This is a genomic window from Pseudalkalibacillus hwajinpoensis, assembly GCF_015234585.1.
Taxonomy (GTDB): Bacteria; Bacillota; Bacilli; order Bacillales; family Guptibacillaceae; genus Guptibacillus; species Guptibacillus hwajinpoensis_B.
This window is the reverse complement of record NZ_JADFCM010000005.1, coordinates 61,999-87,347: the sequence shown is the minus strand read 5'-3', so window position 1 is coordinate 87,347 and position 25,349 is coordinate 61,999. Positions and strand designations below refer to the sequence as shown.

The window sequence follows — 25,349 nt, the reverse complement described above, 5'->3', positions numbered from 1 at the left end:
AAAGACACAACATAAGGCGTGATGAGGCATTTGACCTATGAAAAATAAAGGAACATTTACATCGTGTTTCATTTAGCTTAATAGTGTACGTTTAAACTAGAGGGGCTTAATAAAACGGAGCTTTTAATTTAAAGGGGAGGGAATATGAATGAATACCACACGTCGTAGGGTTTATGGAACGGTTGCTTTTATGTTAGTTGTGTCGTTGATTATGATGTATTTCACGATTACACCATCTTTTGCTGATGGATCTGGAACTTCATCATCACCTTTTTCAGTTAATCAGGGAATAGCAAATCAAGGTAGTACAGGGTCAGTTGAAGGATATATTGTTGGAAAGCCAGTCTCAACTTCCTCCGTAACTACGTCTGACTTCTCGGATGACTATGCGATCGCGATTGCCGATCAAGTGAATGAAACAAATGTAAATGAAATGCTTTTCGTCCAGGTTCCATCAACTTTCAGAAGTGATTTTGGATTGCAAAGTAATCCTAGTTTACTAGGTGAAGCTGTTGTGGTCAGTGGAAGCCTAACAGATTATTTCGCTCATACAGGAGTGAAGAGTGTTTCCGATATGGAATTAAGTGATGGTGGAGGAAGTGGGGATCCTAACGACCCAGGTGATGGAGAACCATCCCCTTACGATGATACATACTATAGCTCGGCTGTTGGTAAAACCGGTAGTGCCTTAAAATCTGAGCTGCATCTTATCATCGATGATCACAATGAGCTAACTTACAGTGAAGTTTGGGATGCCCTACGCGTGACGGATGAAGACCCAGCGAACCCGAACAATGTACTTCTCCTTTATAGTGGCAGATCTCAAAGCAAATATGAGAATGGTGGTAACGTTGACGACTGGAATCGTGAACACGTTTGGGCGAAGTCTCACGGGGATTTTGGGACATCTATGGGGCCAGGAACAGATATTCATCATTTACGCCCAACTGATGTAACAGTCAATAGTTCACGTGGTAATCTTGATTTTGATAACGGTGGATCCCCTCAATCAGAAGCACCCGGTAACTATTATGATAGTGATTCTTGGGAGCCTCGTGACAGTGTGAAAGGTGATGTAGCACGAATGATTTTCTACATGGCTGTTCGTTACGAAGGGGACAGTGGTGAAGTGGACCTTGAAGTAAATAATCTTGTAAACAATGGTTCATCACCATATATTGGAAAAGTTTCTGTGTTAAAAGCATGGAATGAAATGGATCCCGTGGATTCCTTTGAAGAAAATCGAAACAATGTTATTTATGATCAGTATCAACATAATCGCAACCCGTTTATTGATCATCCAGAATGGGTGGAAGCGATCTGGTAGCAAGAAAAGAGCACCTGCCCTTAGGTAGGTGCTTTTTTCTATAAATTTCGCATTAAACGTTTTGCGATCTGTTCATAATGATCCTTAGTAATCCCTGGAGCAAATTCTTCTGGAAGATCATCTAGATTAGGAATTTGAGCCCCTTCTGGTGCCCCCTCAATCACCATTAGTTTTTCACCATTTTCCGGGTTAGTCCCCTTCCATATTTGTTTAATACCTAAGTAATCGCTATCACTCCAAGTATAAAGAACGTTGTTCAATCCTTGTTCTTCAAATTTTCGAGCATAGTCAAATTTGGAGTTATCAAGGCTCGGAATCGGAAGCATTTTTGTTAAGTCTGTACCTGTCGCAATCTCAATCGCTTTTGCGTATGCAAGTACATGAGTTCCACCACGTACGAGTAAGTAGCCAATCATTTCTCGGGCTGTAGGATGATCGGTCATTTCATAGACGCGCATCTTATGCGTTCTTGCACCAACCTCCAGAAAAAAATTATGGAGTAGGTCAAGCACTAGATTGCCGCTACTGAAAACGTAATCTCCGCGCCAGGAGTTGCCCATTCCATCTGCAGCAAGAGCTGTTTGCGCTGTAGCGACAAACTGAGCTGTATTTCGCACGTCTTTACCATTTTGTAATGGAGTTAAATCAGGTGGCGCTTGAAAAGAACTTCCTGTGGTCAACAAGTTGATCGAGGTTGTGACTAATTCCACATGTCCAAATTCTTCTGCAGTAATACTGGCAACAAGGTCATAAAAAGGCTTCAACTTTTTTTTCTCACGAAAGCTAAACGACTGGAACATGTAGTTATTTAGTGTAGACAATTCTCCAAAGCGTCCTCCAAGTAAATCCTGTACGGCAGCAGCTGCGTTTGCATCCCCATGATCTGGTATCGGAAGCTCAATTAACTGCTTATTGATTCGCTTAAACATGCGATCCCCCCTTTAATTAGGAAATACCCAGACAATTTGTTGAATGCGAACAAAAAAAGGGGTTTCGTTCACTTGTAAAACAATATGATCTGGCATCACGGATTCGAGCATTCCTTGGAGTGAGCCATTTGTTGTTTGGACTGTAATCAATCTCCCTTCAATTGATATCAGTGTTTGATAGACGTAGGGATCTACAGAACTGATTAATTGGGGTTGTTGACTCAAATTCTTTCATCCTCTCAAAAATGTCCTTTAGCAATATTAATTTACGCACTATATAGGTTGTCATAGTCGATAAGAATGAAATGAACCCAAATGAGTGATGACCCATAGTCTGTAAAAAGGAGGGGAAGAGATAAGTGAAGCAGAAGCTGATGGTGACGTATCGTGATGGAATGAGAGAGAAGAACTGTGTATTAGGAAGGAAATATACATTAACACATTCCGATATAACTGGAGAATTGTTTTTAACGATTGGAAAAGAATATGCCTTTGATCGCATTTCTTCCATAAGAGATGAGGTGCTTGGAAGCTTTCGAAATGATTGTGGACTCTATTTTTACGTATATGTCTTAATTGACGATCCTACAGAAGAGGGGAGGTCGAGTATAAGAAATCGTATATTTCGAGAAGAGTTACCTGGAGCCTTATCGGCTATAAGAGTAGGAGATGAACACTTATATCAAGCAGATCCAGAACTAGATAATTTACCTATTTGGGTTTACTTTGATTCAAATGAAGCACAATGGGAAGCTTACGAGTACTATGGATCACTTAGAGAATATAGAAACAGCCAGCATAAGTAGGCTGGCTGCTTCTTTCATTTAAATTAATCATGAGAATGAGGGTAACTTTTGTGAGAGTTTACCTTATGGGTTAGTTGTCCATAAACCTGCTGTTTTAATGAATACACGTTTGTTCATTTTTAGTTGAGCAACGATAAACTCAGCCATATCTTCTGGTTGAAGCATATTCTCTTGATTTCCATCTGTTAGGTTATTTTCTACTGCGAGATCCGTAGAAACGGTACTTGGTGTTAGCGCACTTACACGGATATCATGCTTGCGAACTTCTTGAGCTAGTGATTCCGTTAGACCCATAAGTCCGAACTTAGAAGCACTATAGGCACTAGTAACTGGTGCACCTTTTTGTCCTGCTGTAGAAGAAATATTAATAATATCTCCTGATTTACGCTCAATCATATCTGGCAGTACAGCACGTGTTACATAGTAAGCACCTAGTAAGTTCACTTGAATGATCTTTTCCCACTCTGTAACTTCGAGATCCATGAAGCCACCCATTTTAGCGATACCTGCATTATTAATAAGAATGTCTACTTCGCCAAGATCTTCTTTCAATTTAGCTACAGCTGTTGTTACTTCCTCATTAGATGAAACATCTGCAATAGCGAAGGAAGTTTTTACACCTTCTGCTTCGATTTCTTTCGCTACGTTCTGAAGTGTCTCTTCTGTACGGGCAATCATTCCGATATTTACGCCTTCTTTTGCAAGGGCAATTGCCGATGCACGACCAATTCCTCGAGCCGCACCTGTAATAAGTGCTGTTTTTCCTTTAAGAGCTACCATGTTGTTTCCTCCCTCGTTAACTTTAAGTTCCAACGTTTATTCTATAGGGTTAGCTTTGAGCAGGAAAGAATTTTGCTTTGCGATTGTAATAGTGTGATAAAATATAAAAGTGAGATTATTCAAAAATGAATAGTAAATAACTTGATAGATAAGGGATTTAATAACACATTGAAAAAGTATTCAATAATGAATAGACGAGGTGGGCGTATGGCGGAATGGAATGAATATGAGGCAATCTTTCATTCTTTACAAGAGGATATACTTGTCACAGATCCTAATGGAATCATTGTGAAAGTTAGTGAAGGAACAGGGATGGTTTATGGTGTTAACGCAAATGACTTAATGGGGAAATCAGTATATGAACTGGAACGAGAAGGTTTATTCACACCACTTGCAACGCCACTGGTGGTAAAGGATAAGAAGCGTGTTACGTTTGTGCAAACGGGTTCTGATGGCAAAAAACTGCTTGTAACAGGTTTGCCAGTGTTTGATGATGATAAAGAGCTAGTAAGGATTGTAAGTTATTCTCATGATATTACTGAATTAATGGAAATAAAGGCCGGGATGGAAGAAATGTCTTCCGAAATGGAGCGTGTTAAAAATGAGCTTGAGCAGCTTAAGCAAAGGCAGGATGATGAAGGGCTTATCGCTAGAAGTCATGAAATGAGAAAAGTGATGGCAACAGGGAGACAAGTTGCAGGTGTGGATGTTAATGTTCTCCTTCTAGGAGAGTCCGGAGTAGGAAAGACGGAAATGGGAAGATACATTCACCACAAAAGTGATCGTAGAAATGGACCGTTTATTGAAGTGAACTGTGGAGCAATTCCTGAAGCGCTTTTTGAAGCAGAATTGTTCGGTTATGAAGATGGCGCATTCACGGGAGCTAGAAAAGGTGGACGTATGGGGTTAGCAGAAATGGCGTCTACAGGAACACTTTTCTTAGATGAAGTCGGTGAACTTTCACTGCAAAACCAAGTGAAAGTATTAAAGTTAATTCAAGAAAAACGCTTTTATCGACTTGGTGGAACAAAAGAAATTCATTCTGATTTTCGGTTAATCAGCGCAACGAATAAGGATTTGGAACAAGCTGTGCAAGAGAAAAAATTTCGAGAAGATTTATTTTTTCGGTTGAATGTCGTCCCATTGATGATCCCTCCACTAAGAGATAGAAAAGAAGATATCCTTCCGCTCATTCAATCGTTTGTCGATCATTTTTCGAGACAATATAAACGAAAGCGGATGCTAAATAAGATAGTGATGCATGAGTTAACTCAGCATGTGTGGAGGGGGAACGTTAGAGAGCTGATGAATTTAATAGAGCGTCTTATTGTTACTTCAGATGCATTCGTTATACACGAGGAAGATCTCCCTCAAACATATAAAAGTTCGAGTGAAGACTATTCAGAAATGAATAATTTTAATGAAACTTTACAAGAAACGGTTGAAAGAGTTGAGAAAGAACGACTTGAACAGGCTAGACGTCAGTTTCGAACGACGACAAGGATTGCTGATGCATTAGGGATGAGTCAACCGACAGTAGTTAGAAAACTTAAAAAATACAGAATTCAATAGGTTTTGGCATAATACTTGCATATTAAAAGAAGCGAGAAGTGAAAATTACTCTTGCTTCTTTTCTGATTTATATGCAAGAATATGAATTAATATTAAAAATGTCGAAGGAGAGTGAAGAATGGAAGTTAAACAGGAAAAATCCTATCCTCTTGAAAGTACGGGTCAATCAGTAGAGAAATCTCAAACAAAAAAAGCGTATGCATGGTTTCTTATTCCATCGTTAATCGGTATCTTATTATTTCTTGTTCCCGTTCCTTTTAATGGGAAAATGACGATTGGGGTCGGGATTTTGGCTGAGTCTATACAAATAAAACTAGCGCCTATCTTGCCTGGATTTATGACCGCCATTCTTATTTTATCTGCTATTATTCCTATTATTGCAAAAGCGTTTGAACCAAAAGCCATCATGCTTCGTCCGTTTCTGAAGCAATTATTTTATGTGAATTGGTTCTGGATTAGTACGAGGTTAATCGGTGCATTATTCGCAGTAATGACACTGTTTAAATTCGGTCCAGAATTTATCATCTCGGATGTTTCGGGTGGTACAATGCTATACTCACTCGTTCCCGTTCTTGCAGCATGGTTTCTCTTTGCTGGTCTGTTAATGCCTCTCTTACTAGAATTTGGGTTAATGGATTTCTTCGGAACAGCCCTTCGTTATGTGATGCGTCCTTTGTTTAAGTTACCTGGTCGCTCATCCATAGATGCGCTTGCTTCCTGGATGGGGGCAGGAACCGTTGGGGTACTGATTACAACGAAACAGTATGAAGAAGGCTATTATACAAAAAGAGAAGCTGCTGTTATTGCAACAAATTTTTCGATCAATTCGATCGCATTCAGTCTTGTTGTTATTAGCTTTATTGGTTTAGAAGATATGTTTATTCCGTTCTACTTTACGGTTGTGGTAGCAGGGCTAGTTGCTGCGTTTGTTTGTCCACGTATACCACCGCTATCTCGTAAAGCGGACACGTACTATGAGGGTACAGGAAAACAAATTTCTGAAGATGTACCTGAGGGTGTCTCTAGCTTCAAATGGGGAATACAAAAAGCACTAGAGAAGGCTTCTGAAGTAAAAGGAGTGAAGCATGTAGCTGGTCAGGGTGTTAACACCGTGCTTGATATTTATTTTGCTCTTATTCCGCTTGTGATGGCACTTGGAACAATTGCCCTTATTATTGCTGAATTTACGCCTTTCTTCACATATTTATCAATGCCGATCGTACCGGTCCTTGAACTTATGCAAATTCCTGAAGCAGCTAAAGCAGCGCCGGCTATGTTAGTTGGTTTTGCAGATATGTTTTTACCTGCAGTTATAGGAACAGGGATTGAAAGTGAATTAACGCGATTTGTTATTGCAGCTATTTCATTAACACAATTAATTTATATGTCAGAGATTGGTATTTTGCTAGTGAAATCGAAAATTCCAATTTCAGTTCTAGAACTTGCTATTATTTTCTTGCAACGTACGGTTATAACACTTCCGATTATTGTTGTCATGGCCCATTTCTTTGTATAAAAGCAGAATTTAAAGGAGGATATCACATTGGCTACATCATTTGAACATAGATACAACAACATGTCAGACTATCTTGCACCAAGTATGGCAAAGGATCATCCGAATTTACCAGTCGTGAAAGAAGAGGGTTGCTATTACTATGGGGCAGATGGCCAAACGTACCTAGATTTTACATCAGGTATTGCCGTAGCGAATACGGGCCACCGTCACCCTAAGGTTGTACAGGCTATAAAGGACGGTGCTGACTCTCTTATGCACGGGCCTTCAGGAGTAATTATGTATGATTCAATTCTAAAGCTAGCAGAACGTCTTCAAGGCATTATGCCGAAAGATTTAGATTGCTTTTTCTTTGCGAACAGTGGCACTGAGGCCATTGAAGGTGCGATGAAACTTGCTAAATATGTAACGAAACGACCGTATGTTGTTTCCTTTACAGGTTGCTTTCATGGACGCTCGCTTGGTGCTCTTGGTGTAAGTACATCAAAAAGCAAATACCGTAAATTTTTACAGCCTAATGGACTAACCTATCAAATTCCTTATGCGGATGCTGCTAGTTGTCCAGAAGGACAAAGTGTAGAAGATTATTGTGTTGGTGAGCTTGAGAAAGATTTCGAAATGCTTTTTGATCATCAGGTAACTCCTGAAGAAGTGGCTTGCGTAATCGTGGAACCTGTTCTAGGAGAAGGTGGCTATATCATTCCACCGAAAGAATGGTTACAAAAAGTAAGAGAGATTTGTGATCGCCATGGCATGCTGCTAATCTTTGATGAAGTTCAAACAGGATTCGGGCGGACTGGTGACTGGTTCGCTGCACAGACGTTTGATGTTACACCTGATATTATGGCGATCGCAAAAGGAATTGCCTCTGGGATGCCTCTTAGCGCCACAGTAGCTTCAAAAGAACTAATGAGTCAGTGGCCTATGGGAACACATGGCACAACATTTGGTGGTAATCCGATTGCTTGTTCAGCGGCGCTAGCTACTCTCGACGTAATTGAAGAAGAAGGATTACTTTCCAATTCGAAGGATATGGGTGCTTATGCATTAGAAAAATTAGCTCTTATAAAGGAAAAGCACCATGTGATCGGAGATGTCCGTGGTGTAGGTTTAATGATTGGAATTGAAATTATTGATCCAGAGACAGGCGCTCCAGACGGAAATGGAATGATGCGGATACTAGATCTGTCTCTTGAAAAAGGGGTGCTTTTCTATCTGTGCGGAAAACATCAAGAAGTGATTCGAATGATTCCTCCATTGATTATTACGAAAGAACAAATTGATGAAGGCCTCCGTATTTTTGAGGAAGCTGTCACGGAGTTTGAACAAGAGAAACACGTTGTTTCTGTAGGATAATGTTTTAATAACCCCCATCACTATGGACGTGATGGGGGTTTGTTTTTTACAGCTACGTGGATATAACTAATAAATCGAGTAAATCATTTCATTTCCGCGGAAATATTTCAAAGTTTGCGGGTTAAAACGACATATCAATTCAGTATTACGTATTAAAACAGTGTTACATTGGTTTCAGACTCACTGATCAGGGAACTTAATACATAGTTTTAAATTGAGAGGGGATCCACTATGCTGGAATTTCTGATTCATTTCCTGAAAGAGCTTGGAATCTGGGGTCTTTTAATAAGCAATGCTATTGAAGCATCATCTCTACCTTTTCCGGGGGGGATGATGACTTTGACGTACGGTTATTTATTGAATGCTTCAATGATCGAGATGGTTGGTTTTGCATTTCTAACGAGCGGTATTTACACGATTTTTAGTTTTATTCCATATGGGATCGGTTTGAAAGTAAAGGATAAAGTCGAAAGGAAATTAAAAAAGAAGAAGGTTGAACGCGTTCAAAGATGGTTTAGAAAATGTGGTTCATGGAGTATTGCGATTACACGCCCACTTGGGATAGGGAACTATGTATCCTATGTGTCTGGTATGAGTAAGGTCAAGCCCTGGATATTTGGAGCACTTACCTTCGTCGGTATATTTCCTTGGACAATCGCTATGTTGTGGATTGGGCGGAATGGGAATATAAAATCAGTTCAAGCGATTTTAGGGAGCATACAGAAATATGTCTTTTTAATTGTTGTAGTGGCAGTTATTGGGTTCATTGGGTATCACTACTATCGTAAAAGGTGTAAAATCGATAGTAAGAAACAAGTGTTCAACACCGATCAAACGTAACATTGATCAGGTAAGGAGAGATTGTATTGGATAAATTAAATTATGAACTCGAAGTTCCAGGAAGTACCACTGTTACTCTGGAGCAACTGATTAATCAAAAGAAATCGATGGTCGTATTTGTCCGTCACCTTGGCTGACCAGTTTGTCGAGCTTATCTTACGCAGTTGCGTAAGCGCGTAAATGAAATTGAGAATGAGGGCTTTCAGATTATAGCCATCGCCCCCTCAAATGCTACTTATATTAGCCAGTTTACAGAGGCTTTTGGAGAATTTCCGTTTGTCATTGCAGGTGATCCGAAGAGAGAGGCATACCGTGGCATGGGACATCACACGATGCCAAAGTGGAAATTACTTGGACAAGCAGCGATTGGATTTGTCACCCGGAAGATGGATGGGTTTATTCCAAAAGAACAAAAGAAAAAGGATTTTGTATTAAAGTCGATGAAAACGCAGGATGTTTATATTCAAGGTGGAACGTGGGTGTTTGATGAGAGAGGGAAGTTAATCTGGCATCATATTGATAAGTCCCCGGAAGATCATGCGAAGATCGATTTAGTTATTGATGTGTTGCGAGGTAGAAAAAGCGCTTCTAACAATTAGTTAGAAGCGCTTTTTGCATATTCATTATAAGGAAAGGCATATGGTTTATTGGTTAACGACTTTTTTGCGAATGGCAAATGCTGAACCAGCAGCTGCTAGAGAACCAAGAGTAATCCAAAGTGCTGTTAGGTCAGATGACTGCTCACTCGCACCACCCATACCTGTTTTTGGCATATCACCAGGCATTGCTTCTCCTGCAAATTTGTCTGGCATTTGCTTAACTATAGCGCCTCCAAGAGATTCGCCTACACCAAACATGAATGCATAGCCTTCACGGAATTGTTCAATTGAACCTTCGTAATCACCAGACATGTAAGCTTCAAATGATCCAATTACTTGTTTTTCATGAGCCATAAGAGCTTCAGTAGCAGCGTCGGTTGGAAGGTTTTCTTCTGTTGCTGTTCCTAGAAAAGCTCCAAAGTTCTTAGGGAATGTTGTCATCATACGTTCTTTCGCCATTTCCATAGCTTCCTCGTCCTCAGATAGAGATGCGACTACAAGGTCAGCTTGTGCAGCAATATGATCTTCTTGCCAGATCTTTTCAAACTGAGCAGCCCCTTCATCTCCGTAGATCGAACCGATAGCCGCTTTAAAGTCAGCTGTGTTTCTGTCCTCAGCCCAGTTAACAAAGTCATAGTCTTCTGATTGGTCATAGCCTTTTTCAAGACCAAGGGAAGAAAGAGCAAAGTGCTCAGATGCAAGGCTGTTTAGAGTTGAGCGTAAGTCTGCAGCAGGAGTATCAGCTTTTGTATTTTCAAATTTATCAGGCATCTGCGTTACAATTGCACTAGATAGTGCTTTGCTGATCGCAAACATATGCTTATGCCCTTCACGGAATGTCGTGTAAGCTTCTTCGTAATTTCCTTCTGTATACTCATCAAAAGTTGTTAGGACTTGATCTTCGTGAACTTCTAGAACATCTGCAGCGGCTTCCTTAGGAAGATTACCTTCTGTAGCTGTATCAAGGAACGTGGAGAATTCTTCAACAAATTCGTCTACTTCAGCTTCAGCTTCTTTACGAAGTTCTGCATCATCTTCGGTTGCTGCTTTTACGAAATCAGCGGAGTAATCATTGTGACCTCGAAAGATATCTTCAAATTGTGCAGCGGCTTCATCGCCATAGACAGATGCAATCGCTGGTGTCATATCAGCTGCGTTCTGATCCAGGGCTTCAGTTACTTCTTCTGCATCCTCTGTACCGTCATATGATTTCGTCATGGATGAAACAGCTAGTACAAAATGTTCAGATAAGAGCTGGTCAAGTGTTGAGCGTAGATCTGAAGCAGGCGTTTTGGCTGTTGGCTCAGCTGCCGCTGCCCCAGCAACTGTTGGGAATAATAAGGTTAGGCCTAATGCAGGAACCATTAATTTCTTGAATGCTTTTTTCATGTTCATTTTACTTTTCACTCTCCTCGATTTTTTTACCGTTTATTTTGATTACACATAGCTAACGTTCAAAGTGAATAGTTGGATCATTTATTTATAAACTTTTTAATAAAGTTTTTTAAACGAAAAAAACACTAATTTTTAATTTTCTAAAAACAATTGGTTGAACTACCTAATTTGTGGTAATATTAAACTTCTGTCTGATTTAGAGACAAATCTCATAAGGAGGTAACTGATCTTGGACAATAAGACTCAAAGTGCCTATCGGAAAGAGAAGCAGCAACTCGATCAAATCGCTGCGGAGATTACAAAACAGCGGCAGGTGTTGGAGAACTACCCCAGGTATTCTGGCGATAATGTAACAGAACAAGTTCTTGAGAGCATTCGAGAGGAGAATCGTCAATCTCTTGCCATATCTTCAAAAGAACCATACTTTGCACGAATGGATTTTCAAGAGGATGAGAAGGAATCACATTCGTATTATATTGGGAAAGTTGGCGTAGCACATGGAGATTCACAGGATTCTCTGGTTGTAGATTGGAGAGCTCCTGTTGCGAGTATGTTTTATGCCTTTACAGGGCCGGAAGAGGATGTTTATTATGTATCGCCTGATGGCCTCATCGAAGGGAACATAGAGCTGAAACGAAATATTGTGATTCGAGATAAAGAACTTCAGCGAGTCGTAGACACCTATGTAGAAGGTAGCGATGATTTAAGTGGCTCAGATGAATTTCTTCTATATCGTCTGAGTGAAAATAAAGATAACCGTCTCCGTGATATCGTATCGACAATACAAACAAAGCAAAATGATATTATTCGTGCTGAGCGATCGATGCCACTTATAATTCAAGGAGCAGCAGGAAGTGGTAAGACAACGGTTGCGCTTCATCGATTAGCTTTCTTACTATATGAATACAGAGATACCATTCAAGCGGGTAAAATGATTATCTTTGCACCGAATAGGATGTTTCTTGATTATATTTCAGGTGTCCTTCCGGAACTAGGCGTAGGGGGAATTCAACAATCAACCTTCACGGATTGGACAATAAAAACGATTGAAGAAAAGATTACGATTGATTCATCTGGACACGACCTCAAAAAGTGGTTTGGGAAGAGTCAATTCGATTTTTCAATTGCAGAAGGAAGAGTAAAAGGATCACTGACATTTAAAGAATGGATTGATCAAGCTATACATCGTTATAGCAACTCAGTCGGTCCGGTTGGCTCCTTTCATCCATTTGAAGGAAGGGAGCTTTCAGAAACGAAGATCGAACAATGGTTAAAAGATCTTTCTGCATATCCTGTTGGACGTAAACGCGAAATGATGATGAATCGTTTTAAAATTTGGATAAAAGATGAGATCAAATCGGTAGAGGGAGCCCATTTAAAGAAAGAATATCGCAAACTAGCAAACGATCAACTGAGGAATTATTTTAAAACATGGCCGAAGCAAACTGCTCTTTCGTTCTATCAATCACTTTTTCAATCGAATGTTCCTAGCTACATAACACAATCAGAAAGAGCAGATGTTATAAGTGAAGAACTTGTAATGGAAACGGCAAAGCGATTAAAAAATAAGAAATTATCGCCGGACGACCTTGCCCCTCTCCTCTACATTCAATTTCAATTGAACGGTATTGATAAAGAACATAGGTTTCAGCATATTGTAATTGACGAAGCTCAGGACTTTTCACCTTTTCAACTGGCGCTTCTGAAAGATGTGAATCGAAGTCAATCTTTTACAATATTAGGGGATTTGGCACAGGGCATTCATTCATATAAGGGCATTCATAGCTGGGAAGAATCTAGGGTGCTTTTCAACGGTAAAGACCTTTATATGGAACTTGAACAAAGTTATCGTTCGACTTTAGAAATTATTGAATTTGCGAATGAAGTGATAGCTCATGCGGATATACCTGTTCAACCGGCTGTGCCTGTTTTTCGAAGTGGGAAGAAAGTTGAAATAAGCAAAATAGATAAGAAGAGGCATGTTAGTAGCTTGTTAAAATCAGCTAAAGAAATGAAAGAGAGAGGTATGAATACAGTAGCGATTGTTGGTAGGAGCGAAGAGGAATGTCATGATTTGTATGACAATCTTAGTAGGTATGATGTGAAGTTGCATCTCATTACTGCGGATGATCGATCTTATGAAGGGGGACTATCAATTGTGCCGATCTATCTTACTAAGGGATTAGAATTCGATGGAGTTATATTGGCAAATGTTAACGAAGATAATTATAGTACACATGCAACAGATGCGAAATTACTATATGTAGGATGTACAAGAGCATTGCATGAATTAAAACTCTTTTATATAGATACTCCTTCACAATTGCTACCAGTTTAATCAAACGTTTGTTTAAAGGTTACCTCTGCTATTTCATACCATTAAATGATCGATTGTTAGTACATTCAAGTATTAGCACCATTGAGCATTTTATTCACACACTCTACAAAAAAAGCTAAACTCTTTATTATTTATTGCCGATAATAAAAGTAGTTGGAATATAAAACTGAAAAAGGCAAACCTGTTGAAAAGCAGGGACGCAAAGTTATGGGCCTGCCCGCATGAATGCGAATGGTTGCCAAACCGCCAGGCTCCTTTTTTTGAGCTCTGGGTTCAAAAAAAGGAGAGTGTACATGTGAAGAATGTATCGGCTGCTGTTGGAATTCTCTTTTTTATACTGGGCTTTTTTGTGCAGATAATGGTTTTGCCTGAGGGGAAAGCTGAGGGGATAGAAATGGACACTTCTCTTGCTACATGGATTTGGAACACAAGGGACATTGAAACGAAATCAAATGACATCCTTCAGTTTATGGAGGAGAAACAAGTAACCGATGCTTACTTGCAAATAAATCGTTCAGTGATGGCATCTTCTTATGAATCATTTATTGAAAATGCGACATCCAAAGGTATTCGTGTACATGCTCTAGATGGGGCACCAAATTGGGCTACAAGAAATGGTGCTACATATCAGGCGAACTTATTTAACTGGTTGGATTCCTATCAAGCTAATGCGACAGAGAATCAAAAGTTTAGTGGTGTTCATCTTGATATAGAACCTTATCTTCATTCTGGCTGGACGAATAGTTATCAAAAAACGATTGCTTTCTATCAAGACCGTTTATCAGATGGAAAAACTCATGCGATGAGCCTTGGGTTATCGTTTGGTGTCGACACTCCTTTTTGGTTTGACGAACAATCTTACAACAATCGTTATGGATCGGGAAACTTAGCTGATTGGATTATTAAAACGGCGGATGTGACTACATTAATGGCTTACCGTGATCGTGCTGATGGTGCAAATGGAATTGTTGCTCTTATTAGCAATGAGATAGCTTTAGCTGAAAAATATGGAAAGAAAATCTCCGTTGGTGTAGAGACAGGGCAAACGTCAGAAGCTTCCTACATTTCATTCTTTGAAGAGGGAGAAGCAGTCATGACAGAAGAACTTCTCAAAGTAAAGACTGCATATGAGCATTCCTCTTCAGTACAAGGTTTTTCCATACATTATCTTGATAGTTGGATGGCGTTAAAACAATAATAAAGATGAACCCCCGGACTGAAAATCAGCCGGGGGTTATTTTTATGAATTCAGCTTACGATAAAATTGATTTGACGCGACCAACCTGTCCATCTTCAAGACGTACTTTGATACCATGCGGATGGGTCGGAGACTTCGTCAGGATATCTTTCACGATTCCTCTTGTCGTTTTCCCTGAACGCTGATCGTGTTTCAAGACGATATCAACGGTTTTCCCTGGTTCTATATTACTTCTGTTCTGTCCGTTCATCAGTAACCTCTTTCTCTGTCGTTTCGTTATGCTGCTCCTCAGGCAACGGATCGACAGTATGTTTGACACTGTATCCTTTTGATACAGCCATTCCAAAAGCAGCGGCAATGACAATCGTCATAATGACAACGACGATGACTGTTATCGTAATAACCATTCCCGAACTCCTTTCCGTGATGTCTGCTTTCACTTTACCATGATTATCGCGATTAAGGTAGAACATGATCTGACGAGGGTTGTCATATAGCTTAATCTGTCTAAGTCGCTGGTCCTATATAAATATATAGCTTTAGCTCATTATGGAGGCTTTGGTAAGCAGGTAGAATCAAAGTATGAAAGGAGGCGATTATGATGAAGAAAGCAGGTTTGCTTTTACTTGGGATCATCGCTGCGATTGTATTGTTGTCGAATCTTGGTTCATTAGTAGGTATGATGATTAGCCTTGGCATCCTCTACATTGCATTTAAGAAGTTTATTCAGGCAGATTCAACAACTGGTAAAGTCATCTGGGGGATCTTAGGATTCATCGGTTTAAGTACTGCCGTGGCGAATATGCCAGCTATTCTTGGTCTCGTAGCTATCTACATTCTTTATGTCGTTTATAAAAAGTGGGATGGAGCAAGTGACGATAAGAAAGACAATGACCCATTCACAAATTTTGAAAAGCAATGGGATGAACTGAAGAAAAGTTAATCAAACAAAGGAGAGAATGGACATGCCAAATTTACTTAATCGCATCAAAAACTCAATTGAAGCTGATTTTCATAGCATCCTTGACCAGAAGGAGGAGAAAAATCCAATTTCCCTTTTAAATCACTATTTAAGACAGTGTGAAAGAGAAGTGGAAAAGGCGAGAAAACTTGTCGAGCGGCAGTCAACGCTACTTTTAGAATTCAGAAGAGAATTAGATAAAGCGCGAAGAAATGCTGAGAAACGCGCTGGACAAGCTGTTTTAGCAAATGAAGCAGGCGAGGCTGAGCTGTATGAGTTCGCAAAACAAGAGCAGTTGCAATATGAAGAAAGAGCTAACCACTTATCACAATTGATGGATGAGGCAGATCTTGAACTTAAACGTCTTGAACAAAAGTACGAGAAAATGAAGCATAAGCTTAAAGATATGTCGATTAAGCGAATGGAACTAATGGGGAAAGAGAATAGTGTGAGGGCTCATCATAAGATGGATTTGGTTCTGGAAGAAAGGAATCTAGATCAACCATTTAATCGTTTTGATGAGATGGAGAGTTATATTGAGCAACTTGAGAAGAAAGTGAATAGAGATTACGCTATGTCTACTATTGATACAAAGTTCCACTTACTTGAGAAAAAGGCGAAAAAACAAGAAACCAATTCAAATTCTTAGAGAAATAGTGGTATTCTAAAAGAGGCGCGTGCGCCTTTTTTAGTCATGAGTATAAAAGGTGCAATGACGATAAATGAGTGATGAATGGAGGGACGCTAGTGTGGAAAAATAGACATATTGACACTGTTAATGGACTTCTAATAATTGGAGTTATTCTTATCCTATTAGAAGTTTCTTTAAATGGCGGCCTCCTGTTCTTATTAATTCTTTCCGCTGCATTTGTTTATATGGGGAGAAAACGTCTTCCACGAACTTCAGGAAAAGTTTTTCTTGGACTCGGTATCTTTTTCTTTCTAACGACCGTTATGAATATGGTAGTCGTGAAGTTTTTTCTTCTTGTTCTATTAGTCTATCTTGGCTTCCAGTTTTATCAGTCCAAACAAAAACCGAAGAAAATAAGGCCGGTATTTGAAAAACCTTCAGTGTCTGAAGAAGGAATGATCCATCAAAAGCCATTGTTGCAAAATAAGTGGTCCGGTCGACAGAAAACACATGATCATGTGTACGAGTGGAATGATATTAACATTCAAGCTGGTTTTGGTGAAACGATTATCGATTTAAGTTACACGGTTCTCCCTAAAGGAGAATCCGTTATTATGATTCGAAACTTCGTAGGAAAAGTGCAAATACTCATTCCCTATGAACTCGAAGTGAATATTCAACATTCAGCTATGATCGGATCTGCCACGTTGTTACAACATGAAGAACCTGGAGTGTTTAATCAAGTTCTCTCTTATAAAACGAATGGATATGATGATGCTACTGAAAAGGTAAAACTAGTCACCTCGATGTTTGCTGGAGATTTAGAGGTGAAGAGAGTATGAGTGTCATGAAGCGTCATATGCTATTTGGTGCATTACTGTCACTCTTGCTATTTTTTCTTTTCTCTGCCGCTTATTTGACTGTTTTCCCACCGGCATCTCTTTCCCTTTTATTTGAGAAAGATTTAATGGACTTACCGTTCGGGTTAATCGTTCCAATTATATGTGTAATGATTGGAGCGGCTGTTGGAGGGATATCAGGTTTATATGCGAGTAAAGAAATTCAAAACATTGCAGATACGCTAGAGGAACTTGATAAGGGACGTGCTTTACATAACTATAGTGGTACAAGTCTAAATGTCGTTTTTGAACAAATTGATAAATTGCAAAACCGAATGAATGATCAAGTAAGACTAGCCCAGAAGCTTGCGAACGAGAAAGCAGAGGATCATGAGAAGCGAGTTCAACAAGTCGTATCCGAAGAACGCAATCGTCTTGCTCGTGAGCTACATGACTCCGTGAGTCAGCAGCTTTTCGCTGCTTCCATGTTAATGAGTACGATAACGGAAAGTCGTGAAGTAGCGGATGATCTAGAAACAAAGCACCTTAAGATGATTGAAGAAACCATTCATCAATCCCAACTAGAAATGCGCGCTCTCTTACTTCATCTTAGACCTGCCGCATTGAAAGATCGCTCACTCGAGGAAGGAATAAAAGAGCTATTGAACGAACTGTCTCAAAAGGTGCCAATACAAGTGAATTGGAAGCTTGAAGCCATTGAGCTCGATAAAGGTGTTGAAGACCATCTGTTTCGTATACTACAGGAATGTGTATCCAATACACTAAGGCATGCGAAGGCATCGACACTTGATGTTCTACTTATTCATCGAGATGGACGTACGATCTTACGAATAGTTGATGATGGGGTTGGTTTTAAGATGGACGAGAAGAAAGCTGCTTCATATGGATTACAAAACATGCATGAACGAGCACTCGAAATCGGAGGGGTTCTTAAATTGGTCAGTCTTCCACATAAAGGGACTAGGCTGGAAGTAAGCGTACCACTTGTTGGGAGGGGTAGAGAATGATTAAAGTTTTGTTTGTCGATGATCATGAAATGGTTCGGATTGGCGTTTCATCTTATTTATCTGCTCAGGCTGATATTGACGTCATTGGAGAAGCGGATAATGGAAAGAAAGGGGTAGAACTCGCGCTATCCCTTCGTCCAGATATCATATTAATGGATCTAGTTATGGAAGAAATGGATGGGATTGAAGCAACGAAACAGATTATTACACAATGGCCAAATGCAAAAATCATTATCGTAACAAGCTTCTTAGATGACGAAAAAGTCTATCCAGCACTTGAAGCTGGAGCTACAAGCTATATGCTGAAAACATCGAAAGCTGTGGAGATTGCAAATGCAGTTCGAAAAACGCACCATGGGGAATCTGTTCTTGAACCTGAAGTAACGGGGAAAATGATGTCGCGGATGAGAAGTAGAATTCAAAAGCAGCCCCATGAAGAACTCACGGATCGAGAGATGGAAATTCTCTTATTAATGGCTCAGGGAAAGGCGAACCAGACGATTGCTAATGAACTGTTTATTGCGCTTAAAACAGTAAAGGTTCATGTGAGCAACATTCTTGGAAAACTTGAAGTTCATGATCGAACCCAGGCGGTTATTTATGCGTTTAAGCATGACCTTGTAAAATGAGCAAAAACAGAAGCTGTTTTTGCTTTTTTTAATACAATGAAGAGAGGTTGATTCTACTTATTTAGCAACCGAAAATTAAGAAAATTCTTGTATATTAGTGTCGAATTCAATAGATAACATAGTAATAAAGACCTATTTATGAGTTGTAACCGCTTCAATTAAAAATCTTAGGTTTAGGCTGTTTACAAAGCACTGAATCCCTATTATAATCCCGATTGTGCTTACGAAACGAAAACAAAACAACGGGAGGGATAATAGATGCTTCATCACATCAAAACTTATCTGCTAATTACTTTGGGTGCGCTCGGTGTTGCTACCCACGTTCATTTCTTTCTATCTCCTAATAGTCTTGCGACGGGGGGAGTCAGTGGTTTATCGATTCTGATGAACCATCTAGTCCCGAACCTGTCAGTCGGAATGTTTATGATCATCTTAAACGCAGTACTTTTGTTAGTTGGAATTCTTTTTCTCGGTCCTAAATTCGGTGTTAAAACGATCTATGCGAGTTTCGCTTTATCGCTTGCTGTATGGGCATTTGAACGCTTTATACCAGTAACTGAGCCATTTAGCCAGGATATCTTAATTCAATTAATTATTGGTCAGTGTATTGCTGCAGCTGGTATGGGACTTGTCTTTCATCAGAAAGCTTCTACTGGCGGTACAGATATTATTGCGATGATTCTTAATAAGTATTTCTCTATGGAGGTTGGAAAAGCCGTTCTGATCTCAGATATTTCAATTGCACTATTCTCAGTCGTCTTGTTTGGACCTGAAATCGGAATGTATGCGATCTTTGGTGTCATTCTAAATGGCCTAGTCATTGATTATACGCTTCAGAGCTTTGAAGCTAAGAAAGAGATTGTGATTATCAGTAAAGAAAGTGAAGAAATTCGATCATTTATTGTTGAAGAGATTGGAAAAGGCGCAACAATCCACACGGCTAGAGGGGCGTTTACTTCTGATGAAAAAGAAGTGATTACAACAATCCTTGGTAGGAAAGATCTTCTTAAATTGAAAAAGCATGTTGGTGTTGTTGATCAGAAAGCCTTTATTACGGTTCACAGTATGAAAGAAATTCTTGGTCAAGATTTTAAATCTCTTGCATAATAGCTTAAAACCCCTTTTCCAGAATGGAAAAGGGGTTTTTTACTATAATTATTTCTTACGTTTAAAAGCATACAGAAGCGTAACGATCAAAATAAGAGCAGCCAGTACATAAGATGAGTAAACGACTAATGGTACATCTCCATTTTGATTTTTGACTCCAATCCCAATAAAGGCCCAAACAAAAACGAGTGGGTAGATCCAATCTTGCTCGCTTTTCAAGAAATAAAGAGCAAGAATTGTCGCGATGATTAATAGAAGGAATGTCCATATCGTATCGGGTATACCAAATCCATCCCAGTCAATGTATGTCAGGTAGTAACTAATGTTGGCGATCGTCGCAACACTAATCCAACCCAGATAAACGGAAAAAGGTAACAAATCAAAGAAAGAAGCGTCTGCTGCTTTCAAATTAGTATAAAGCCTAATGAGTGTGAAGAGTAAAAGAAGCATAACGATCACCGATAAGCCGAAGAATTCATAATGCCACATGAAAATCCAAAGGCTATTAAGAATGGAACTTAGAACAAATAGTCCACTCGTCTCCTGGTAGATTGGCAAATCTCTCCGACTTTTAGGAAATTGACGAATAACCCATATTCCTAGAAGAAGATAGATCAGCCCCCATATACTAAAAACATAGCCGGCAGGTGTAAAAAGTACGTTCAGTCTATTTGATATTTCTCCTGTCGTTTGACCATTTAACGGTAGTGCATTAGCAAGGGCATTTACTGTTACGACGAGTATATACGCAATGAGATTAAGAAGAAATTTACCCATAAGGACCTCCTAGAAATAAAGTCTATAGTACATACTATTCCTTCTTAATCTTAAACATAACCGTCTTTTTATGTGCATGAGCACATAGAAAAACCTGCCCCTAATTGAGGGGCAGGTGAGTGTTATTAGCGATTAGGAAGTGTAGCATATTCAGGGTCTGCTACTTTTACAAGTTGTTTACCAAGGTTTGTACCTTCAAAGAGACCAAGGAATGCGTCAGGAACGTTTTCAAATCCTTCTACGATTGTTTCTTCATATTTTAACTTGCCTTCTTGTAACCATTTCCCTAATTGCTCCGCACCTTCATTAAAGCGATCTGAATAATCGCCTACAACGAAGCCTTTCATGAGAGCACTTGATTGGATAAGTTTTGTCTGAACGCGTGGACCAAGATCCGCTTCTTTCTTATTGTAAGAAGAAATTGCGCCGCAAACAGGGATACGAGCAAATTTATTTAGTAGGCTAATGGCAGCATCGCCGATTTCGCCACCAACGTTTTCATAATAAACGTCAATGCCGTCTGGACAAGCTTCTTTTAGCGCTTTGTATACGTCCTGGGTTTTGTAGTTAATTCCTTCATCAAAACCAAGTTCGTTTTTGATATAGTCGATCTTATCGTCTGAACCAGCGATACCTACAACGCGGCAGCCTTTGATTTTGGCAATTTGACCAACAACAGAGCCTACTGCTCCAGCTGCGCCTGATACAACAACTGTTTCGCCTTCTTTAGGCTGACCAATATCGAGAAGTCCGAAGTAAGCTGTTTGTCCAGGCATACCAAGGATTCCAAGATGCGTGGTAATTGGAGCGATAGATGGATCGATTTTTCGAAGATGCTTTTCATTCACAACTGAGTATTCTTCCCAGTTTAGGTGGCCAATAACGACATCACCTTGATTAAATTGAGAAGACTTAGATTCGGCAACTTCTGCCACGACACCACCGTTCAATGGTTCGTTGATTTGGAATGGTGCTACGTACGATTTTGCATCTCTCATACGCCCTCTCATGTAGGGGTCTACTGTAAGGTATAGTGCACGTAGAAGAACTTCTCCATCTTTAGGAGATGAAATGTCCGCTTCAACAATGTTGAAGTGTTCCATTGAAGGCATACCTTCTGGTCGTTTTGCTAGATGAATTTGTCTTTGTTTACTCATTCATAATCCCTCCATTATATGATTGATGCCTCATTCATTTCTTATCTAAGCTGTTCCACCTAAACGGTACCACAAAACATTACAGTTTATCAAAGTATTCGCATTGTAAATAAGCACATCTACAAACAGTACTTTTCATCTTCTTCAACACATTCAAATTCTCTTTTTTTTTGAAAAGAATAGACATAATTGGTTATGATACGAAAGAGAGGAGGAAGGTCAATTGAGTCCCAGAACTAGCGGGTGGATTATGAAACAAACGTGGGAGGATCTTTTGTTCCTACACTGGTCTGTTGATCGCGATTGGCTTCAATCCATGCTTCCACCTCAACTAGAAGTAGATACGTTTGAAGGAAAGGCGTGGATTGGAATTGTTCCGTTTGAAATGAATCAAATTCGGTTTCGTGGCTTACCTTCGGTTCCATTTGCTTCAAAACTACTTGAGCTTAATGTGCGGACTTATGTGAAATATGGCCAGAAACGTGGCGTGTATTTCTTTAGCCTTGATGCTAGTCATAAAGCAGGTGTTATGATGGCGAGAAACCTTTTTCACCTTCCTTACCTTCAAGCAAAAATGGGTAAAAAAAGTGATGGAAAGCAAATTAGCTTTTGGTCTTCAAGAACACATAAGGGTGTTGAAAAAGCCGATTACCATATTATTTATGAACCACTAGGAACATCTTATGAAGCGCGAAAAGGAGATCTTGATTTTTGGCTTACAGAAAGAGATCGGCTTTTTATTGTAAGAGGAAATAAAGTATTTCAGGGGAAAATTAAGCATGATCGATGGCCACTTCAAAAGGTTGATGTTGCTGTTCTTCGTGATACTCTCTCACACCCATATCACTACTCTGATCAAGTTGTTACTCATTTCTCTAAGAAGGTGACAACTTATTTGTGGCCATTTGAGAATGTAACCCAGACAGGAAAACCCCTTCACATTAAGTAAAGGGGTTTTTGATATTACGATTCTAGTGAATGCTTTCTTTGAAATGAGCGGGGTTCTATGCGACGGAATATTTTGGTGCGAGCAAGGGTGAAAATAACCAGTGCTGCCCAAATTAAAGCAAAACTGACTAAGTGCACAGAAGTAAACGACTCTCCATAGAGGAATACACCTTGTATGAGCATTAAAGTAGGTGCGATGTATTGAAGAAAACCAATCATCGAAAGCGAAATACGGTTTGCCCCGCTTGCAAAAAGCAACAGTGGTACAGCAGTGACAATTCCAGCGCCTAGTAATAATCCGAAAAGAGTGACGTCTTCTAAATACATGGCATCTGCCACACTAGTACGCACTGTTATTAAATAAATTAACGCAAATGGCGTAATGAATAGCGTCTCAATCGTTAGTCCTGTTAAAGCACCAAGTCTCGCTTTTTTCTTCAATAAACCATAGAGCCCAAAGCTCATGGCCAGGATGAGAGAGACCCATGGTATTTCTCCAAATCGAAAGACGAGATTTAATACGCCAATTGTCGCAAGAGCAAATGAAATGAGTTGCCAGAAGGAAAGCCTTTCTTTTAAGAATAGAATACCTAGAAGAACGCTAATTAATGGGTTGATATAGTAACCAAGGCTGGTTTGAATGACGTGATCATGATTGACAGCCCATATGAATGCATACCAGTTTATAGTGATGAATACGGATGCAAAAGCGATCGCTGCTAGCTTCTTCGGCTGACGAAAAATACCGAGAAGCTCTATTTTAAATGAAGTTAATTTCCTCAGCACGATTAATATGATAATCATAAAAGCAAAGGACCAGATGATCCTATGAGCTAACACTTCTTCAGATGGTACTTGCCCGACGAGCTTCCAATATAGTGGGAGAATACCCCATAAGAAATAGGCGCCGGCACCCGAAAGTATCCCAAACACTTGTTCATTATCTGAAAATTTCATCGTTTTTCCTCGTTTCCATAAGATCACTTCACACTAGTTTAGCTTCCTTTCCAAATCATTACAACGAAAAAGCGTTCGTCTATGAACATAGACTGTTACATAAAGCGAAAGGGGCTGGAAGCAATGAGAGCAGCGCGCATTTTATTAGATCAGAAGGTGGGAGACGTAACAGGGAACGGCATTCCTGATCTTGTGACCCTTACTGGTAATAAACCATTTGGAGATGATTCACCGTTAGTCGATAGCGTGGTTCTAACGATCAAAAACGATGCCACAGCGATCGATGTCTCTTTTGCTCTTCCGGGTAGTAGTGGCTATAACCCGACCCTTTATTTGGGTGATTTTACCGGGAACAAAGTGAAGGAAATATTAGTGCGTTCTGATTCTGGAGGGAGTGGAGGAATTACGTATGACTTTTTGTATTCCTATCTAAATCAAACCCTGAGGTTACTTTTTGATCAACAGAGTTTCTATGAAGCTTTTACTTATGATGTATACTACCTTGATTATTATCAAGCGAAGGTTGAAAATAAAACGTTAAATCAAAACTATATTGTGAGTCTTCTTTATAAAGGAGAAGAGTATCTTTCGGAAATTTATAAGGAGAACGGGCAATTAAAAGCCCCGATAAAGGGAAGTGTCTTGCCTCCTGGAGGCGTATATCCAATTGATTTGCAGCGTGACGGAGTTGATGAATTGTTGGTCTATCAGAGAGTAATCGGAAGATATAACGCGGATGGGCTAGGTTTTCTTTCTACACCACTTCAGTGGAAAGAAAACCAGTTCGTTCCTATGTATCAATCTTTATGTATATTTGGATAGAGAGTATGTAAGAAAAGGGGGATGTGACCCCCCTTTGGAATTTCGTTTTTATTGCTTTTCAAGAAGAGATGCAAGTACGTGTTTCTTGAATTTCTCTGTCTTGCGTCCTTCAATGTAACGTACATCATGTTTTTTAAGCTGTTCAACGTACCAGCCTTTGCTTGCGTAATGCATCGAACCATCCTTTCTCTATTGAAAATTCTATAAGGAGTATTCAATAAACCTTAACCGTGAACCATGTTATCATCCATTGCTCTCTATGAAAAGGGGAAAAGTCTATTTTTTTGAAGGAATTTTGTTACAGGATTCATGACAATTCATAAACAACAAAGGATAATCAAAGTAAGGAGGGATGTGCATGGATTTTGCCTGGCTTGTGGCAGAGGATAAGATTAAAACAGCATTGAAAAATGGTGATTTTGACGATCTACTTGGTAAAGGAAAACGACAGAATCTTGAGGATTTATCGATGATTCCAGAAGATCTTAGAATAGCCTATAAAGTTCTAAAGAATAGTGGCTATCTCCCTGAAGAAATGGATTTAAAAAATGAGTTACTGTCTCTAGAAAAACTTCTAGAGTATTGTGAGGATGATAGGGAGAAAGAGCGTTTAAAGCAGCGAATTTCAGAAAAGCAGCTTCGTTACAATAAGCTTTATCAGGAAAGACGCTTCCGTTTAACTAAAGAATATCAGCCTAAAGTGCAAAAGAAACTAACCGAATGGTAATTGCCCCCTTTGAATTCAATTTAAGGGGATTCTTTTTTGAACGAAAACACTCTATTAAAGGAGAAATTTAAACTAAGGCGAATGTAAGTATAACAGCGCGGGCGTGTTTTCTT

Annotated in this window: 27 protein-coding genes, 1 pseudogene and 1 riboswitch; of the genes and pseudogenes, 18 read left to right on the top strand and 10 right to left on the bottom strand. The window is 39.5% G+C overall.

All coding sequences use genetic code 11. The annotated features are described in order from the left end of the window. Positions 1–214: 214 nt before the first annotated feature. Positions 215–1,327 carry an endonuclease gene (locus IQ283_RS10645; protein ID WP_408962592.1) on the top strand — a complete coding sequence of 371 codons (1,113 nt, stop codon included), beginning with the start codon at positions 215–217 and terminating at the stop codon, positions 1,325–1,327. A 38-nt stretch (positions 1,328–1,365) separates the two neighbouring features. On the opposite strand, the gene IQ283_RS10640 is transcribed toward IQ283_RS10645, so the two are convergent. Both IQ283_RS10640 and IQ283_RS10635 read right to left on the bottom strand, forming a co-directional pair. Further along, on the bottom strand, positions 1,366–2,256 hold the full coding sequence (locus tag IQ283_RS10640) for a manganese catalase family protein (RefSeq protein ID WP_194220154.1): 891 nt from the start codon (positions 2,254–2,256) through the stop codon (positions 1,366–1,368). A 12-nt stretch (positions 2,257–2,268) separates the two neighbouring features. Then, positions 2,269–2,481: a YuzF family protein gene (locus IQ283_RS10635; RefSeq protein ID WP_242057324.1), complete on the bottom strand. Its 213-nt coding sequence runs from the start codon at positions 2,479–2,481 to the stop codon at positions 2,269–2,271. 134 nt (positions 2,482–2,615) lie between these two features. Between IQ283_RS10635 and IQ283_RS10630 the strand changes: the two genes are divergently transcribed. Next, positions 2,616–3,062 (top strand): staygreen family protein, encoded by a 447-nt coding sequence (locus IQ283_RS10630; RefSeq protein WP_194220153.1) that lies wholly within the window; start codon positions 2,616–2,618, stop codon positions 3,060–3,062. 63 nt (positions 3,063–3,125) lie between these two features. On the opposite strand, the gene IQ283_RS10625 is transcribed toward IQ283_RS10630, so the two are convergent. Beyond that, complete coding sequence (locus IQ283_RS10625; protein ID WP_194220152.1) at positions 3,126–3,842, bottom strand: 3-ketoacyl-ACP reductase; 717 nt, start codon at positions 3,840–3,842, stop codon at positions 3,126–3,128. A 207-nt stretch (positions 3,843–4,049) separates the two neighbouring features. On the opposite strand from IQ283_RS10625, the gene IQ283_RS10620 reads away from it, so the two are divergent. From IQ283_RS10620 to IQ283_RS10600, 5 genes and pseudogenes are all read left to right on the top strand, one after another. Then, complete coding sequence (locus tag IQ283_RS10620) at positions 4,050–5,414, top strand: sigma-54 interaction domain-containing protein (protein ID WP_242057323.1); 1,365 nt, start codon at positions 4,050–4,052, stop codon at positions 5,412–5,414. 118 nt (positions 5,415–5,532) lie between these two features. Then, entirely contained in the window at positions 5,533–6,930 is a 1,398-nt protein-coding gene (locus IQ283_RS10615) for a YjiH family protein (RefSeq protein ID WP_194220150.1), read from the top strand. A gap of 27 nt (positions 6,931–6,957) precedes the next feature. After that, positions 6,958–8,283 carry an aspartate aminotransferase family protein gene (locus IQ283_RS10610; protein WP_194220149.1) on the top strand — a complete coding sequence of 442 codons (1,326 nt, stop codon included), beginning with the start codon at positions 6,958–6,960 and terminating at the stop codon, positions 8,281–8,283. 231 nt (positions 8,284–8,514) lie between these two features. Then, a complete protein-coding gene (locus tag IQ283_RS10605) occupies positions 8,515–9,123 on the top strand; it encodes a DedA family protein (RefSeq protein WP_194220148.1) in 609 nt (202 codons plus the stop codon). Between the two features lie 149 nt (positions 9,124–9,272). Further along, positions 9,273–9,722: pseudogene (locus IQ283_RS10600) on the top strand (peroxiredoxin-like family protein); the annotation flags it as partial. 45 nt (positions 9,723–9,767) lie between these two features. On the opposite strand, the gene IQ283_RS10595 reads toward IQ283_RS10600, so the two are convergent. After that, entirely contained in the window at positions 9,768–11,111 is a 1,344-nt protein-coding gene (locus IQ283_RS10595) for a copper amine oxidase (RefSeq protein ID WP_194220164.1), read from the bottom strand. A gap of 235 nt (positions 11,112–11,346) precedes the next feature. Between IQ283_RS10595 and IQ283_RS10590 the strand changes: the two genes are divergently transcribed. After that, positions 11,347–13,455: a HelD family protein gene (locus IQ283_RS10590; protein WP_194220146.1), complete on the top strand. Its 2,109-nt coding sequence runs from the start codon at positions 11,347–11,349 to the stop codon at positions 13,453–13,455. Positions 13,456–13,619: 164 nt separating this feature from the next. After that, positions 13,620–13,706, top strand: a riboswitch (cyclic di-GMP riboswitch). A gap of 44 nt (positions 13,707–13,750) precedes the next feature. Beyond that, positions 13,751–14,653, top strand: coding sequence for an amidase (locus tag IQ283_RS10585; RefSeq protein WP_194220145.1), 903 nt, complete (start codon positions 13,751–13,753; stop codon positions 14,651–14,653). 55 nt (positions 14,654–14,708) lie between these two features. Here the strand turns inward: IQ283_RS10585 and IQ283_RS10580 are convergent, their stop codons facing one another. Together IQ283_RS10580 and ytzI are read right to left on the bottom strand one after the other, a co-directional pair. After that, positions 14,709–14,903 carry a YwbE family protein gene (locus tag IQ283_RS10580; protein ID WP_194220144.1) on the bottom strand — a complete coding sequence of 65 codons (195 nt, stop codon included), beginning with the start codon at positions 14,901–14,903 and terminating at the stop codon, positions 14,709–14,711. Continuing rightward, complete coding sequence (ytzI, locus tag IQ283_RS10575; RefSeq protein WP_194220143.1) at positions 14,881–15,060, bottom strand: YtzI protein; 180 nt, start codon at positions 15,058–15,060, stop codon at positions 14,881–14,883. Before ytzI ends, IQ283_RS10580 begins: the two co-directional genes overlap by 23 nt. A gap of 191 nt (positions 15,061–15,251) precedes the next feature. On the opposite strand from ytzI, the gene IQ283_RS10570 reads away from it, so the two are divergent. The 6 genes from IQ283_RS10570 to IQ283_RS10545 all read left to right on the top strand — a co-directional run bounded on the left by IQ283_RS10570 (position 15,252) and on the right by IQ283_RS10545 (position 19,848). Then, entirely contained in the window at positions 15,252–15,596 is a 345-nt protein-coding gene (locus IQ283_RS10570; protein ID WP_194220142.1) for a flagellar basal body rod protein, read from the top strand. Positions 15,597–15,618: 22 nt separating this feature from the next. Then, the gene (locus tag IQ283_RS10565; protein WP_194220141.1) at positions 15,619–16,263 is read left to right on the top strand and encodes a PspA/IM30 family protein; all 645 of its coding nucleotides are present in this window, start codon (positions 15,619–15,621) and stop codon (positions 16,261–16,263) included. 98 nt (positions 16,264–16,361) lie between these two features. Next, entirely contained in the window at positions 16,362–17,087 is a 726-nt protein-coding gene (liaF, locus tag IQ283_RS10560; protein WP_242057322.1) for a cell wall-active antibiotics response protein LiaF, read from the top strand. Further along, positions 17,084–18,112 carry a sensor histidine kinase gene (locus tag IQ283_RS10555; RefSeq protein ID WP_194220139.1) on the top strand — a complete coding sequence of 343 codons (1,029 nt, stop codon included), beginning with the start codon at positions 17,084–17,086 and terminating at the stop codon, positions 18,110–18,112. The genes liaF and IQ283_RS10555 overlap by 4 nt, the downstream gene beginning before the upstream one ends. Then, entirely contained in the window at positions 18,109–18,741 is a 633-nt protein-coding gene (locus IQ283_RS10550) for a response regulator (RefSeq protein ID WP_194220138.1), read from the top strand. Before IQ283_RS10555 ends, IQ283_RS10550 begins: the two co-directional genes overlap by 4 nt. Before the next feature lie 258 nt (positions 18,742–18,999). Continuing rightward, complete coding sequence (locus IQ283_RS10545) at positions 19,000–19,848, top strand: YitT family protein (RefSeq protein ID WP_194220137.1); 849 nt, start codon at positions 19,000–19,002, stop codon at positions 19,846–19,848. Positions 19,849–19,896: 48 nt separating this feature from the next. On the opposite strand, the gene IQ283_RS10540 is transcribed toward IQ283_RS10545, so the two are convergent. Together IQ283_RS10540 and IQ283_RS10535 are read right to left on the bottom strand one after the other, a co-directional pair. After that, on the bottom strand, positions 19,897–20,625 hold the full coding sequence (locus IQ283_RS10540; protein WP_194220136.1) for a TspO/MBR family protein: 729 nt from the start codon (positions 20,623–20,625) through the stop codon (positions 19,897–19,899). Between the two features lie 125 nt (positions 20,626–20,750). Beyond that, the gene (locus IQ283_RS10535; protein WP_194220135.1) at positions 20,751–21,782 is read right to left on the bottom strand and encodes an NADP-dependent oxidoreductase; all 1,032 of its coding nucleotides are present in this window, start codon (positions 21,780–21,782) and stop codon (positions 20,751–20,753) included. A 223-nt stretch (positions 21,783–22,005) separates the two neighbouring features. Here IQ283_RS10535 and IQ283_RS10530 point away from each other — a divergent pair, with 223 nt between their 5' ends. Continuing rightward, a complete protein-coding gene (locus IQ283_RS10530; protein WP_242057321.1) occupies positions 22,006–22,731 on the top strand; it encodes a YqjF family protein in 726 nt (241 codons plus the stop codon). Between the two features lie 14 nt (positions 22,732–22,745). Here IQ283_RS10530 and rarD read toward each other — a convergent pair whose 3' ends face one another. Then, positions 22,746–23,687: an EamA family transporter RarD gene (gene rarD, locus IQ283_RS10525; protein ID WP_194220134.1), complete on the bottom strand. Its 942-nt coding sequence runs from the start codon at positions 23,685–23,687 to the stop codon at positions 22,746–22,748. 123 nt (positions 23,688–23,810) lie between these two features. On the opposite strand from rarD, the gene IQ283_RS10520 reads away from it, so the two are divergent. After that, a complete protein-coding gene (locus IQ283_RS10520) occupies positions 23,811–24,509 on the top strand; it encodes a VCBS repeat-containing protein (protein WP_194220133.1) in 699 nt (232 codons plus the stop codon). A 48-nt stretch (positions 24,510–24,557) separates the two neighbouring features. Here IQ283_RS10520 and IQ283_RS10515 read toward each other — a convergent pair whose 3' ends face one another. Continuing rightward, positions 24,558–24,683 carry a DUF2639 domain-containing protein gene (locus IQ283_RS10515; protein WP_194220132.1) on the bottom strand — a complete coding sequence of 42 codons (126 nt, stop codon included), beginning with the start codon at positions 24,681–24,683 and terminating at the stop codon, positions 24,558–24,560. A gap of 184 nt (positions 24,684–24,867) precedes the next feature. On the opposite strand from IQ283_RS10515, the gene IQ283_RS10510 reads away from it, so the two are divergent. After that, positions 24,868–25,236, top strand: a complete 369-nt coding sequence (locus IQ283_RS10510) for a DUF1992 domain-containing protein (RefSeq protein WP_194220131.1) — start codon at positions 24,868–24,870, stop codon at positions 25,234–25,236. Positions 25,237–25,349: the final 113 nt, after the last annotated feature.